Below are 12,661 nucleotides of genomic sequence, written 5' to 3'. Positions count from 1 at the left end.
TTCCTCCTAAAAGCCGACCGCGTCGCCGCCCTTGAGGGCAAGGAGCTCGCGCGCCTCGGCGGGCGAAGCGACCTCGAGGCCCAGCCCTTCGATGATCTGGCGCACCGAACGCACCTGCTGGGCATTTGTCTCGGCAAGACGCCCCGGCCCGGCCCACAGGGAATCCTCCAGACCCACCCGAACATTGCCGCCCATGGCTGCGGCCATCGCGGCCACGGGAAGCTGGTTGCGCCCCGCGCCCAGAACCGACCAGCGATAATCCTCGCCGAACAGTCTGTCGGCGGTGCGCTTCATGTGCAGGACGTCGTCGGGATGAGCGCCGATACCGCCCATCAGGCCGAAGACCGTCTGGATGAAGAGAGGCCCCGTGACGAGGCCGGCATCCTTGAAGTGCTTCAGATTGTAGAGATGGGCGGTATCATAGCATTCGAACTCGAAGCGCGTGCCGTTGGCGCCGAGTTCGGTCATGACATGCTCGATGTCGCCGAACGTGTTCCGGAAGATGATGTCCTTGTTGGACAGATAGTCCCGCTCCCACTGATGCTTCAAATCCTTGAAGCGCCCGAGCATGGGGAAAAGGCCGAAATTCATCGTACCCATGTTGAGCGAGGCCAGCTCGGGCTTCCAGTGCAGCGCCGGGCCGATGCGCTCGGCGATCGCCATCGTCGGAGCGCCGCCGGTGGTGATGTTCACCACCGCGTCGCTCGCCTGCTTGATCCGGCGCAGGAACGGCTCGAAGGCCCCGGCGCTCTGGTCGGGCCGCCCGTCCTCCGGGTCACGCGCATGGAGATGAATGACGGCCGCACCGGCCTCTGCCGCACCGATTGCGGCGTCCGCGATCTGCGACGCGCTGATCGGCAGATGCGGTGACATGGAGGGTGTATGGATAGCGCCCGTCACCGCGCATGTGATGACGACCTTACGCTTGCCCGCCATGACGTCCCTCCCCTTCCGCATGCCGGGCATTGCGCTCGGCCAGATGCCGCGCCAAGGCGGCCAGTTCGTCGTCACGCCATGCCTGGCGCGCCCTCACCTTGTCGCTTTCGGTCACCGGAAAAGCCCGCGCGACCTTTTCGATCGCGGCCTCGTTGAAGGCTTCGCCGCGCGCCGCATCGTCGGCGAGGCGCGCCATCGTTGGTCCGTAGCGGCGCAGATAGTCGGCAATGCCGTTCGGCGCGTTGAGGGAGATCGTCTCGAGCGGCCCCATGAAGGCCCAGCGCCGGCCGAGGCCGTGGCGCATCGTGTCGTCGAGCCCGTGCGCGCTCACATAGCCCTCGTCGACGAGACGCAGCGCCTCGGCCAGCACCACCGCCTGCAGGCGATTGAGGATGAAGCCGTCGATTTCGCGTTCGAGACGAACGGGCACCTGGCCAGCCTGGCGGTAAATACGCTCCGCCGTATCAAGCGTCGCCGCATCGGTGTGCGGGCCGGGCGAAAGCTCGACGACCGGCACGAGATGCGGCGGGTTGACCGGGTGGCCGACGAGGCAGCGGTGCCGGCCTGGCAGTTCGTCCGTGTATTGCGAGACGGTCAGCCCCGAACTTGAGGAGGCGACGACCGCATCGGGCTCGGCGAGCTCATCGAGACGGGTGAACAACGCCTGCTTGACCGACAGAACTTCCGGCCCGCTCTCCTGCACCAGCGATGCGCCGCGCAACGCCTCGTCGAGCGAAGCGAAAGTGAGGATTCGGTCCGCGAGCCCGGCGTGATCGGAGCCGCCGCAGCCGAAGGCGCCGGCCTCTGCAGCCATTTTCGCGATCTCTGCGGGCAACCGTTCGAGGACAGCTGGCTCGGCATCCCAGACGCGCACGGCCATTCCGGCCCGTGCGAAAACGAAGGCCCAGCCCCGCCCGACTAGGCCCGCGCCGACGATGGCGACCGTCGTCATTTCGCGCATGCGTCCGCAAAAGGGCGAACGCCGTGCAGTAGCGACTTATATCGCGCGCCGCCCGATGCGGCCAAACGCGTATGGTCCATGTCGAACTCTCCTCCCTTCACGGCGGCGTTCAAAAGATATAGATCTTCTTCAACACCACTGTGATCTCAGATCATGATGGCATAATCTAACTTCACGTCAATGGCCGCCGAGCGTCGAAAATGGGCTTCACGGATTTTGCAGAGCTGCCATTGGCCAGCCATTCGCTAGCCGATCAGGTGCGTGCGCGCCTGGAGGACATGCTTTGCAGCGGTGTGCTCAAGCCGGAAGATCGCACTTCCATCCGAGAGCTGGCCGAAGCCATGGGCGTTTCCACCATGCCGGTGCGGGACGCCGTTTCGCGTCTGGTGGCGGGGGGTGCGCTCGCCATCGAGCGAAACCGCGCCGTCGTGGTGCCGAAGCTCTCGATCGCCGATTTTCAGGATTTGACCGAGGCGCGCATCCTCACCGAAGCTGAGGCGACGCGCCGGGCGGCCCAACGGATGACCCCGGAAATCTTAAATGAGCTGCGCCGGATCAACGACGCGTTCGTGGAGGCGATGGGCGATCCGGGCTCCACCGAGCCCGTGCCGATCAACCAGCGCCTGCACTTCTGCCTCTACGACGCCGCAGGCTCCGCAACATTGTCGCGCATCATCGCCAGCAACTGGCTGCGCGCGGGGCCGATGATCAACCTTGATATCGGCATGCCGACGCGCCGCTCCCGCAATGCCAGCTCGATGCAGGCGCATGCCGCGCTCCTGCTGGCGCTGGAAGCCGGCGATGTCGAGGGCGCGGCGGCCGCAGTGACGATCGACATTCAGAGCGCGGCTGCCTCGATTATCGAAAACGCGCTCGGCGCGGACAGGCCTAAGGAGGACTGAGATGGACCTGGGATTGCAGGACGCGCGCGTGATCGTCACCGCCGGAGCCGGCGGGATCGGACGCGCGATCGTCGATGCGTTCCGTGGGGAGGGAGCCAAGGTCGCGACCTGCGACATCGACGACGCGGCGCTCGCCTCCCTTCCGCAGGATGTGCTCGCCAGGAAGATCGACGTCTCCGATCCTGAGGCGTTCACCGGTTTCATCGACGAGGCGATAGAGGCCTTCGGCGGGCTCGACTGCCTCGTCAACAATGCCGGCATAGCCGGGCCGACGGCACGGGTGGAGGATATCGACCTCGCTGATTGGGATCATTGCCTGCGCGTGGTGCTGACGAGCCAGTATCTTGCCGCCTCTCGGGCCGTGCACGCCCTGCGCTGCTCGAATAATGCTTCGATCGTGAATCTTTCGTCGCTGGCCGGCCGAATGGGCTTCGCACTTCGCACGCCCTACGCGGCCGCCAAATGGGGGGTAGTCGGGCTGACGAAATCGCTTGCGGCCGAGCTCGGCCCGGACGACATCCGGGTCAACGCCATCCTGCCCGGCCTTGTCGCGGGGGATCGCCAGCGGCGTGTCCTGGAGGCGAAGGCGCAACGGCAAGGGCGCAGCTTCGCGGAGACCGAGGCGGAGGCCTTCTCCTACACGTCGATCAGGCATTACGTGGAGCCTTCCGAGATTGCGGGCCAGGCCTTGTTCCTGGCAGGGCGCACGGGCCGCACGATCTCGGGGCAGGCCATTTCAGTATGCGGCGATACCAACATGCTGGCCTGAATTAGTGATGTCCCTCGGGGGGATCATCGCCAAAGTCGTGCGCCAGTGGATCGCTATCCTCAGGGCGAATACCACGCGCATGGCGCTGGGCCGCCCGCGAAAGAAAGGTGTTATCGAAAGCTGGCAACGTCACGACAGCACGTCAGCCCGTATTCCTCGCTCGAATAAGGATCACGAGCGCCGAATGTCTTCCTAGCGGCGGTTCCCGTTCACCGGATATCGGTCCGAGTTCGGACGTTCATCTCTTATGCCGCGTCCTCGCCACTCAGCGTCGACATCGCCATGATATGTGCAAGGTGGCTGAGGCCCTGCGGCATGTTGCCGAGGAACGCGTTGGTTCGGGGATCGACCATCTCGGAGAGGACGCCGGCGCCGTGCGCAAGAGCCCGTTCGAGTTCGGCCAATCGCTCCTTGGCGCGATCCCGTTCGCCGAGGATCGCCCAGGCTTCGGCCATCCAGTACGAACAAGCGAGGAAGCAGCCTTCCTCCCTTTCCGCCCCCGAATAGCGGTAGTGGAACGGCCCGCTGCCGAGTTCGCGATCGATTGCCTCGAGCGTCTCGCGCAGCCGATCACGACCGTCGAACCCGAACCGCACGGCAAGCGCGAGCGAGGCATCAAGGCGCGTTGAGCCGGGATACATGACGAAACTGCCCACTTCCTCGGACCAGCAATGCTCCTCGATCCAGGCCGCGATCCGGTCGCGCTCGCGGACCCAGCGTTCGCGGCAGGTCGTCGGCAACTGCCCGTTGTCGGCGAGTTCCACCGCCCGGGCGAGCGCCTGCCAGCAACTGATCTTCGACATCGTATAGTGCTGGATGTCTTCCAGTTCCCATATGCCGGCATCGGGCGTGCGCCAAAGGTCGGCGCATTCGTCTGCTAGCGACGAGAGCGTCATGGCGCTTCGCGCATCCAGGATGTTGCCGCGCTCCACGAAGCGCGACGCGGTCTCGAAGATATCGCCGTAGACGCCGTGCTGGCGCTGTTTGGCAGCGACGTTCCCCGTAACCACGGGTTTGGAGCCGCGGTAGCCCGGCATTGCCCATTCATGGACGCCCGACACGAGCCCGCCGTCGAGCGTGTAGCAGACCTGCGTACCGTGTTCCTCGATCCGGTTCAGGAGCCAGGAGAAAGCTGCCTTCGCTTCTGCCTCGGCGCCCGCAGCGAGGAACGCCTTGATCGTGTATCCCGCGTCCCTCACCCAGGCGTAGCGGTAGTCGTAGTTCTTCGGACCGCCGATCTTCTCCGGCAGCGAGGTCGTCGGTGCTGCCGCGATGGCACCGGAGGGCGAGAACAGGAGGAGCTTGAGCGCCAGAGCGCTGCGTACGAAGGCTTCCCGGTTCTCCCCGTCATAGGAGACGCGACGGGCCCAGACGCGCCATTCCTCGTCGGAGATGTCGATCCGCTCGTCGATTTCCTCGATCGAGGGGACCACGAGCGGCCCGTCGCTGCACGCGACGATCGCCAGCGTACGCCGCTCACCTTCGCGGACTTCGAAGCGTCCGGAAATGCACTCGTCCGACCAGTCGAAACCGAGCCCCGTAGAATGCAGGAAGAGGCCGAGCACCGTGCCGACGTTGAAGACAGTCTGCGCGCCGATCGTCGAATGGTACGGGTTCACCGTATCGCCGCGCCGGCCCGGCCGCATCAGGACATCGAATTTCACCGAACCGCGCACGCACTCGACACGGCGTGCGAGTTCCGCCCAAGGCAGGCGTCCTGCCGTCCCGCTGTTCAGCGATTCCGTCATGATCGCCTTGCCGTTGGCGGTGGTGAACACGGTCTCGAAGACGTTGCTGGCTTCGCGGTAGCGTTGTTCGACCTCGAACGGCTCTTCTGGGCAGATCGAGAAGCGACCGCCATTTTCGCCGTCGAGCAGGCGGTCGAACAACGGTGGCGAATCCATGTTCGGAACGCACCACCAGTCGATCGACCCATCCGCGCCGGAGAGAGCAACCGAGCGCCCCTCGCCGATCGCGCCGTAGTCCTCGAGCGCGAGATAGCCGGCTGTGCGATCTCCGCGACGACGCGTGCCGGACTTGCCCGGCACGAAAGCCGCGATCCTTTCAACAACGGTCATCGCAAGCGCTCCGACGCGCCGCGCCCTGTGAGCGTCCTCAGGGCTGCGCCCGCGAGCAGCAGCCCACCCGCTGCCGCCAGCTTGAGAAGGCGCACATCGCGGCTCGTCACGAACTCCGAGCGCGAACCGACGACGTCCCGCGTCCGCGGGCCGTCGATGCGGGCAGGTCCGGTCTCTGGCCCCGCGAGATTACCGTCGCGGTGCGGCATCGGATCGCCCTGCTGCGCCTCGACCATGCTGGCCGCCCGTCGATCGGCGACGCTCGGCGACAACGCCTGACCAAGCGCCATCATCATCGTTGAGCGTCCGACCCAGATCTCACGCTGCGGATCCCGCACGGCCGAGTAGACCGCTTCCGCACAGAGACGCGGATCGAACAGCGGGTCCGGTATGACCTGCTCGTGGCCCATGCGATTGCGCGCCCATGTCGGCTGTGGCGTGTTCACGCCCGGCAGGTAGACGACCGAGAGAGTGACAGGCGATTTTTCGGCGATCAGCTCGGCGCGCAGCGAGTCAGTGAACCCACCGACAGCAGCCTTCGCCGCACAATAAGCTGCCTGCAGGGGCGCAGCCCGAATGGCAAGACCCGACGAGACCTGAATGATGGCACCGCGTCCTTGGCTCCGCATCCGACGCAGCGCCGCGAGCGTACCGTAGACCTGCGAGAGGTATGTCGAGGCCGTGACCTGGCGGTATTCCTGGGCGGTGATCTCGTGCGCCGGCGCGACGACGGTCGTCATCGCGTTGTTGACCCACGCGTCGATCGAGCCCAGTTCGCGCACGACACGCTTAGCTGCCACTTCAACCTGCGCCGCGTCGGCGACATCGGTCGGAATATCCAGGATCGTGCCGCCGATGCGCTCGAGCTGCGAGCGGGCATCTCGGAGACGGTCGGGATCGCGTGCAAGGATCGCGACCCGCCAGCCGGATCGCGCGAACCGCTCGGCGGTTGCAAACCCGATACCGGCGCTCGCGCCGGTGACAACTGCTACCTTCATTCTCGCTCTCCTGGAACGCATTGGCCGATGAAGACGACGATCGAAGCGCTCATGAGCGAGAGCGGTGATTGCCTTGCGCTGCACAACGTTCCGGCCGCGAAGACGTTCTAGGGAGTTCGGAGTTGCAGGTGCGACAGATCAGCCGGGGCCTCGAGATCGCCTGATGCCGGCATCGATCCAGGTATGATGGGCGCAGCCAAGACCCGCCAACGAATGCGACTGGAACACCGTGGCTCCGACCCTCCTCATCGTCGCCAGCGAGACAGCCGACCAGCAAAGGGCCCGGCGCAATCCGCGAGCGCGGCCAAGCGGACGAGAGAACTCCGGAACTTCCTGTCGCGGGTGAAGGCTGCCTAGGGAGCAACGATCGCGCAGGTTCGCTCTTAGGAAAGCTGAGATATCGTCCGTCCGGCTTCAAGGATGGGTAGCCGGTCTTGGTACGCAGCCCACTCCGCAAGCCTTCGGAGCGTCAAGGTCACGCAAAGCTCCGCATCGTTGGTGGAAGCGGCTCACGGAAATGGCTTTGCCCCGTTCGCCGAGATGCTTCCGTCAGGCGCCGAACGAAGGATCCGGGTTCAGGTGGAACACGCGGCGCAGACGCCGCGCAGTTCGATAGCGGTGCGACGAGAGCGAAACTTGTGGGCGCCAGCCCAGGCGGACAGGCGCTCGGCAACCTGAGCATCACAGAATTCCACCACGCTCTCGCACCGCTCGCAGATGGCGAAGGCCGTCGCCCCGCAACCGTCGTGATCATGGCGGTGCGCGCACGCGACATAGGCGTTCATACTCTCGAGCTTGTGGACAAGACCGAACTCCACGAGCTTGTCGAGCGCCCGATAGATTTGGGGCGGGGCGCGCAGCCCCTGCGCGCGCAGCGTGTCGAGGAGACCATACGCGCTGGCCGGGCCCTTGGCATCGACGAGCGCGTCCAGAACCAGGCTCTGGTTGCGTGTCAGTTCGCTCGAATGGGCGATCATGGCCGCCTCCTTATCACGCCTTGCAATGACGACTGAGCAAACATAATAACATAACACCAGCTTTACGAGCGCCTTTTACGGCGCGATATCACCGTAGGGCGCTCTCCTGGAACGATTATGCCGGAAGCCCTGATCACCCTCGACGATCTGACTCTTGGCTACGGCAGCCATCCAGCCGTGCATCACGTGGATGGCACCATCGCGCGCGGTGCGCTGATGGCGATCGTGGGCGCCAACGGCTCGGGAAAATCGACGCTTCTCAAGGGCATTGCAGGTATGATGACGCCGATGAGCGGACGGTGCGACGTCCGCCCCGGCACGCGCATCGCCTACCTGCCGCAGCAGTCCGAGCTTGATCGGTCCTTCCCCGCCCGGGTGCTCGACCTCGTCGCGCTCGGCCTGTGGCCGCGCCGTGGCTTCTTCCGACGCCACACGGCCGAGGACAGAGCGTCACTCGCGCAAGCGCTGCGCGCCGTTGGCCTGGCCGGCTTCGAGAGGCGCCCGATCGACACCCTGTCCGGCGGCCAGCTGCAGCGCGCGCTCTTCGCGCGCGTTCTCGTACAGGATGCCGATCTCATCCTTCTCGACGAACCGTTCAACGCAGTCGACGCGCGAACCGTGGTCGATCTCGTAGCACTGATTAAACGCTGGCACGGCGAGATGCGCACCGTCCTCGTCGTCGCTCACGATCTGGAACTCGTGCGCGCGAATTTCCCCGAGGCCCTTCTCCTGGCGAGGCGTCCGGTGGCGTGGGGCGCCCTGCCCGGCGCGCTGGCGCCTGAAAACCTCCTGCGAGCGCGGCAGTTCCAGGAAGCCTGGGACGAGCACGCGCCATGGTGCGGCGTCGGCGACACGCACGAACACGGCGACAAGGCGCAAGGCTCTTCCGCGAACGACGGGACCGGCGAAGCACGCGCCGGGAAAGCTGCCTGATGGAGACCGCCTACCACCTCCTCATCGCGCCGTTCGTCGAATTCGCCTTCATGCAGCGCGCCCTTCTGGGCGCACTGATGCTTTCGGTCGCTGCCGGGCCGATCGGTGTCTTCCTGATGCTACGGCGCATGAGCCTCACCGGCGACGCGATGGCACATGCCATCCTGCCGGGCGCAGCGGTCGGCTTTCTCCTCTACGGGCTGGAGATCGTGCCGATGACGATCGGCGGCTTGGTCGCCGGCGTGCTGGTGGCCCTTGGCGCGGGCGCCGTCGCGCGCTTCACGGTGCAGAAGGAAGACGCCTCCATGGCGGCTTTTTACCTGATTTCCCTGTCGCTCGGCGTGCTGATCGTTTCGTTACGCGGCTCCAACATCGACCTGATGCATGTGCTCTTCGGCACCGTTCTGGCCCTCGACGGCGCGGCGATCACCCTTATCGCCCTCGTCACGGCGATCACGCTCGGATGCCTGTCTATATTCGGACGCGCTCTCGTAGCCGAATGCATGGACCCGCTTTTCCTGCGTTCGGTTTCGCGGCTCGGGTCGCCGGTTCATTTCATTTTCTTGGGGATCGTCGTCCTCAATCTCGTTGCCGGGTTTCAGGCGCTCGGAACGCTTCTGTCGGTGGGCCTGATGATCCTGCCAGCGGCGGCCGCGCGCTTCTGGGCCAGCCGTGTTCAAGGCATGTGCGCGCTCGCTGTCGTTCTCGGGGCCGTCTCATCTGTCGCCGGCCTGCTCTTGTCCTACCACGCCTCCCTTCCTTCGGGCCCGGCGATCATCCTTTCGGCCGGCATCCTTTATGCGATCTCGGTCCTCGTCGCGCCGCGCGGCCTGATCCTGACACATCGCCGGCCCGCGGCCCACCGAACAGCCTGAACCGCCAGGACACGGCAACACGGCTCAAGCCGGATTGCTCCGCGTCGTGGCGACCGTCTCCATTTCGGGCAGGGTGGCGGCGGAGATCACGGTGCCGACCAAGATCGTCCAAGCGCGGGCGGAACCGAGCGGCATCAGCCCCTGCGCATCAGGATCATCTTTTCCTGCGTCATGTCGCGCATCGTGTATGGGATGCCGCCCGTTCCGTAGCCGGAAGTCCTGCGCCCCGCGAAGGGCATCCAGTCCGTGCGGAACGCCGTCGGATCGTTCAGCATCACGGCCGAGGCGTCCAGCCGGTCGGCCGCATGCATGGCGACATCGATGTCCTGCGAGAAGACACTGGCCTGAAAGGCAGTCGGCAACGCGTTCGCGCGCCCGATCGCCTCGTCGAGATCGTCGTAGCGGTAGACGGCAACGACGGGGCCGAACACTTCCAGCGTCGAGATTTTTGCATCGGCCGGCGGGTCGACGAGCACTGTCGGGCTCAAGCTCGTCTCGGACAGCCTCTCGCCTCCGGTCGCAAGCACCGCCCCGCTCTTCACCGCTTCCTCGATCCACTGCGCGACGCGATCGGCTTCTCGCGGCAGGATCAGCGGCCCGACCTCCGTGTCGGGCAAGACGGGATCGGCCGTGCGCAGCGTCTCGACGCGCGCGACGAGCCTTTGCGTGAAATCCTCGGCGAGATCGGAATGCACGAAGATGCGCTGCGTCGAAACGCAGACCTGGCCGGCATGGTAGTAACCGCCCTTCACGATCGGCTCGATGACCTTATCAAGATCGGCGCTGCGGTCGACGATGGCCGGCGCCGCGCCCCCGTGCTCCAGCGCCAAGCGCACGCCGGGGGCGAGCTTGGAGTGGAGCGACCAGCCGACCTTCGCCGAGCCGATGAAGCTTAGGAACGCCACACGCGGATCGGTCACCAGCTTTTCCGCCAGTTCGTTGCCCTCCGGTAGGAAGCTCTGGCACCAGGCTTCCGGCAGGCCCGCCTCATGCACCATGGATACGAATTCGAGGCATGAGAGCGGCGTCGTGCTCGCCGGCTTGATGATCACAGGGCAGCCGACCGCGATCGCCGGTGCGACCTGATGAACGATCAGGTTCAAGGGGTGGTTGAAAGCCGAGATCGCCGCGACGATGCCGATCGGCTCCTTCGTCGTGAAGGCCCATCGACCGTCTGCCGCAGGCGAAAGCCCCATCGGGATTTCCCGGCCGGCGAAGTTGCGAAGCTCGTCCGCGGCGTTGTGGACACCGTCGATCGCCCGGCTCGTCTCCACGATCGCATCCGGCAGCGGTTTGCCACCCTCTCGCGCGATCTGCATGGCGAGGTGATCGCGCCGCCCCTCCATCAGCGCGGCCAGCCTGCGCAGGATCGCGATGCGCTGGTGCGGCTTCAGCCAGCCGCCGCGGTCCTTGAAGGCGCGCTCCGCCGCCTGGAGCTTGCGCTCCAGGGCCGTCGCGTCGTCGGTATCGACCTCAGCGATCGGCTCGCGATCGAAAGCCTGCACGATTGTCAGCATGTCATCTCCCTCACGCCTTCACGAGCCTCTCAGCTCAGGCGCACTCGACGTCCGGCGTGCGGTTGCGCAGTTCGTCGACGAGAACCCGGGTGTTCTCCGAATAGTCGATCGGCACCTCGACCAGATGCACGCCGCCGCCCGCGAAGGCCGCCTCCAGCGTCGGCACGAGGTCTTCCACCGCGTTCACCCGCGAGCCCTTGGCGCCGTAGGCCTCGGCGTAGCGCACGAAATCTGGATTGCCAAAGCTCATGCCGAAATCCGGGAAGCCGTCCACAGCCTGCTTCCAGCGAATCATGCCGTAGGCCGAATCGTTCAGGATGACAACGACGAGGTTCAGCCCCAGGCGGACCGCCGTCTCCATCTCCTGCGAATTCATCATGAAGCCGCCGTCACCGCAGACGGCCATCACACGCCGGCCCGGATTGAGCATCGCGGCCATCATGGCCGAGGGCAGCCCAGCGCCCATCGTGGCGAGCGCGTTGTCGAGGAGCAGCGTGTTGGCGACATGGGTGCGGTAGTTGCGCGCGAACCAGATCTTGTACATCCCGTTGTCGAGGCACACGATCCCGTCCTCGGGCATCACCTTGCGGACATCGTGGACCATGCGCTGCGGCGTCACCGGGAAACGGTCCTCTTCGGCGCGGTCGTTGATCCGCGCGAGAATCCGCTGGCGCAATTCCAGCATCCCCTCATCGGAGGTCAGCTTGCCTTCGAGGCGCTCCGCGAGCGCGTCGACGGTCGTCGCGATATCGCCGATGACCTCGATGTCGGGATGATAGACCTGCTCGACGGTCGCCGACTGATAGCCGACATGGACGACCTTCGGCCCGCCTGCGCTCTTCATCAGGAACGGCGGCTTCTCGACGGTATCGTGACCGATGGCGATGATCAGATCCGCGCGCTCGATAGCCTCATGGACATAATCGCCCTCGGACAGCGCCGCCGTGCCGACGTAAAGGTTCGAGCCCCCGGTCACCGCGCCCTTGCCCATCTGCGTGTTGAAAAAGGGCACACGCGTGCGCGCGATGAAGTTCGACAGGGCATCGACGAGCGAGGGCCGGTTTCCGGCCGCCCCGATCATCACGAGCGGACGCTTGGCGGCAAGGATCGTGTCCGCAGCGCGGTCGAGCACGGACGACTGCGCGACGGGCCATTGCAGGACGTGGGACGGGATGACCGGCGCATTCTCGACTTCCTCGGCGGCCACGTCCTCGGGCAGTTCGAGATGCACCGGACCCGGCCGCTCCTCCATCGCGACACGGAAGGCGTCGCGCACCGTCGAGGGGATGCTGCCCGCGCTGACGATCTGGCGCGTCATCTTGGTCAGCGGCTTCATGGAAGCAACGATATCGACGATCTGGAAGCGCGCCTGCTTTGCGGTGTGAATCGGCTTCTGCCCGGTGATGAGGATCATCGGCATGGCGCCGAGATGAGCATAGGCCGCGCCGGTGGAGAAGTTCAGCGCACCCGGGCCGAGCGTCGCCAGACAGACGCCGGGCTTGCCGGTCAGCCTTCCGTGCGTCGCGGCCATGAAGGCGGCCGCCTGCTCATGGCGTGTCAGGACCACTTCGATGGACGAGGTTCGCAACGATTCCAGAACGTCGAGATTCTCTTCCCCGGGAACGCCGAAGACGCGCTCGACGCCCTCGTTCTCCAGCGCGGCGACAAACAGATCCGAGCCCTTAGGCATGGTTTCGACCTCGTGATGGGATTGC

11 protein-coding genes are annotated in these 12,661 nt (G+C 65.5%); 4 read left to right on the top strand and 7 right to left on the bottom strand.

From position 1 onward, the window contains the following. Window positions 1–6 precede the first annotated feature (6 nt). Both kce and H1343_RS07460 read right to left on the bottom strand, forming a co-directional pair. Window positions 7–936 carry a 3,5-dioxohexanoate:acetyl-CoA acetone transferase gene (kce, locus tag H1343_RS07465; RefSeq protein ID WP_185985254.1) on the bottom strand — a complete coding sequence of 310 codons (930 nt, stop codon included), beginning with the start codon at window positions 934–936 and terminating at the stop codon, window positions 7–9. Continuing rightward, a complete protein-coding gene (locus H1343_RS07460) occupies window positions 920–1,897 on the bottom strand; it encodes a 3-hydroxyacyl-CoA dehydrogenase (protein ID WP_246333454.1) in 978 nt (325 codons plus the stop codon). Before H1343_RS07460 ends, kce begins: the two co-directional genes overlap by 17 nt. Before the next feature lie 200 nt (window positions 1,898–2,097). Here H1343_RS07460 and H1343_RS07455 point away from each other — a divergent pair, with 200 nt between their 5' ends. Next, window positions 2,098–2,799, top strand: a complete 702-nt coding sequence (locus tag H1343_RS07455; RefSeq protein WP_185985252.1) for a GntR family transcriptional regulator — start codon at window positions 2,098–2,100, stop codon at window positions 2,797–2,799. Between the two features lies 1 nt (window position 2,800). Continuing rightward, window positions 2,801–3,568, top strand: a complete 768-nt coding sequence (locus tag H1343_RS07450) for an SDR family oxidoreductase (protein WP_185985251.1) — start codon at window positions 2,801–2,803, stop codon at window positions 3,566–3,568. 245 nt (window positions 3,569–3,813) lie between these two features. Here H1343_RS07450 and H1343_RS07445 read toward each other — a convergent pair whose 3' ends face one another. The 3 genes from H1343_RS07445 to H1343_RS07435 all read right to left on the bottom strand — a co-directional run bounded on the left by H1343_RS07445 (window position 3,814) and on the right by H1343_RS07435 (window position 7,621). Next, window positions 3,814–5,646: a glycoside hydrolase family 15 protein gene (locus tag H1343_RS07445; RefSeq protein ID WP_185985250.1), complete on the bottom strand. Its 1,833-nt coding sequence runs from the start codon at window positions 5,644–5,646 to the stop codon at window positions 3,814–3,816. Further along, window positions 5,643–6,665, bottom strand: coding sequence for an SDR family oxidoreductase (locus H1343_RS07440; RefSeq protein WP_210270108.1), 1,023 nt, complete (start codon window positions 6,663–6,665; stop codon window positions 5,643–5,645). Before H1343_RS07440 ends, H1343_RS07445 begins: the two co-directional genes overlap by 4 nt. Before the next feature lie 554 nt (window positions 6,666–7,219). Then, window positions 7,220–7,621, bottom strand: coding sequence for a Fur family transcriptional regulator (locus H1343_RS07435; protein WP_185985249.1), 402 nt, complete (start codon window positions 7,619–7,621; stop codon window positions 7,220–7,222). A 117-nt stretch (window positions 7,622–7,738) separates the two neighbouring features. On the opposite strand from H1343_RS07435, the gene aztA reads away from it, so the two are divergent. Both aztA and aztB read left to right on the top strand, forming a co-directional pair. After that, entirely contained in the window at window positions 7,739–8,554 is an 816-nt protein-coding gene (gene aztA, locus H1343_RS07430) for a zinc ABC transporter ATP-binding protein AztA (RefSeq protein WP_185985248.1), read from the top strand. After that, window positions 8,554–9,429 carry a zinc ABC transporter permease AztB gene (aztB, locus tag H1343_RS07425; RefSeq protein ID WP_185985247.1) on the top strand — a complete coding sequence of 292 codons (876 nt, stop codon included), beginning with the start codon at window positions 8,554–8,556 and terminating at the stop codon, window positions 9,427–9,429. The genes aztA and aztB overlap by 1 nt, the downstream gene beginning before the upstream one ends. Before the next feature lie 134 nt (window positions 9,430–9,563). Here the strand turns inward: aztB and H1343_RS07420 are convergent, their stop codons facing one another. Both H1343_RS07420 and H1343_RS07415 read right to left on the bottom strand, forming a co-directional pair. Next, window positions 9,564–10,946, bottom strand: coding sequence for an aldehyde dehydrogenase family protein (locus H1343_RS07420; protein ID WP_185985246.1), 1,383 nt, complete (start codon window positions 10,944–10,946; stop codon window positions 9,564–9,566). A gap of 34 nt (window positions 10,947–10,980) precedes the next feature. Continuing rightward, complete coding sequence (locus H1343_RS07415; RefSeq protein ID WP_185985245.1) at window positions 10,981–12,636, bottom strand: acetolactate synthase large subunit; 1,656 nt, start codon at window positions 12,634–12,636, stop codon at window positions 10,981–10,983. Between the last annotated feature and the right edge of the window lie 25 nt (window positions 12,637–12,661).

Origin of the sequence: Aureimonas mangrovi (assembly GCF_014058705.1) — a bacterium.
GTDB lineage: Bacteria > Pseudomonadota > Alphaproteobacteria > Rhizobiales > Rhizobiaceae > Aureimonas > Aureimonas mangrovi.
The sequence above is the reverse complement of the archived record's forward strand: the minus strand, read 5'-3'. Positions and strand labels throughout refer to the sequence as shown.

Bases quoted from the DNA above. Each gene is read 5' to 3' on its own strand.
- kce (WP_185985254.1), bottom strand. From the start codon at position 936: ATGGCGGGCAAGCGTAAGGTCGTCATCACATGCGCGGTGACGGGCGCT.
- H1343_RS07460 (WP_246333454.1), bottom strand. From the start codon at position 1,897: ATGCGCGAAATGACGACGGTCGCCATCGTCGGCGCGGGCCTAGTCGGG.
- H1343_RS07455 (WP_185985252.1), top strand. From the start codon at position 2,098: ATGGGCTTCACGGATTTTGCAGAGCTGCCATTGGCCAGCCATTCGCTA.
- H1343_RS07450 (WP_185985251.1), top strand. From the start codon at position 2,801: ATGGACCTGGGATTGCAGGACGCGCGCGTGATCGTCACCGCCGGAGCC.
- H1343_RS07445 (WP_185985250.1), bottom strand. From the start codon at position 5,646: ATGACCGTTGTTGAAAGGATCGCGGCTTTCGTGCCGGGCAAGTCCGGC.
- H1343_RS07440 (WP_210270108.1), bottom strand. From the start codon at position 6,665: ATGCGTTCCAGGAGAGCGAGAATGAAGGTAGCAGTTGTCACCGGCGCG.
- H1343_RS07435 (WP_185985249.1), bottom strand. From the start codon at position 7,621: ATGATCGCCCATTCGAGCGAACTGACACGCAACCAGAGCCTGGTTCTG.
- aztA (WP_185985248.1), top strand. From the start codon at position 7,739: ATGCCGGAAGCCCTGATCACCCTCGACGATCTGACTCTTGGCTACGGC.
- aztB (WP_185985247.1), top strand. From the start codon at position 8,554: ATGGAGACCGCCTACCACCTCCTCATCGCGCCGTTCGTCGAATTCGCC.
- H1343_RS07420 (WP_185985246.1), bottom strand. From the start codon at position 10,946: ATGCTGACAATCGTGCAGGCTTTCGATCGCGAGCCGATCGCTGAGGTC.
- H1343_RS07415 (WP_185985245.1), bottom strand. From the start codon at position 12,636: ATGCCTAAGGGCTCGGATCTGTTTGTCGCCGCGCTGGAGAACGAGGGC.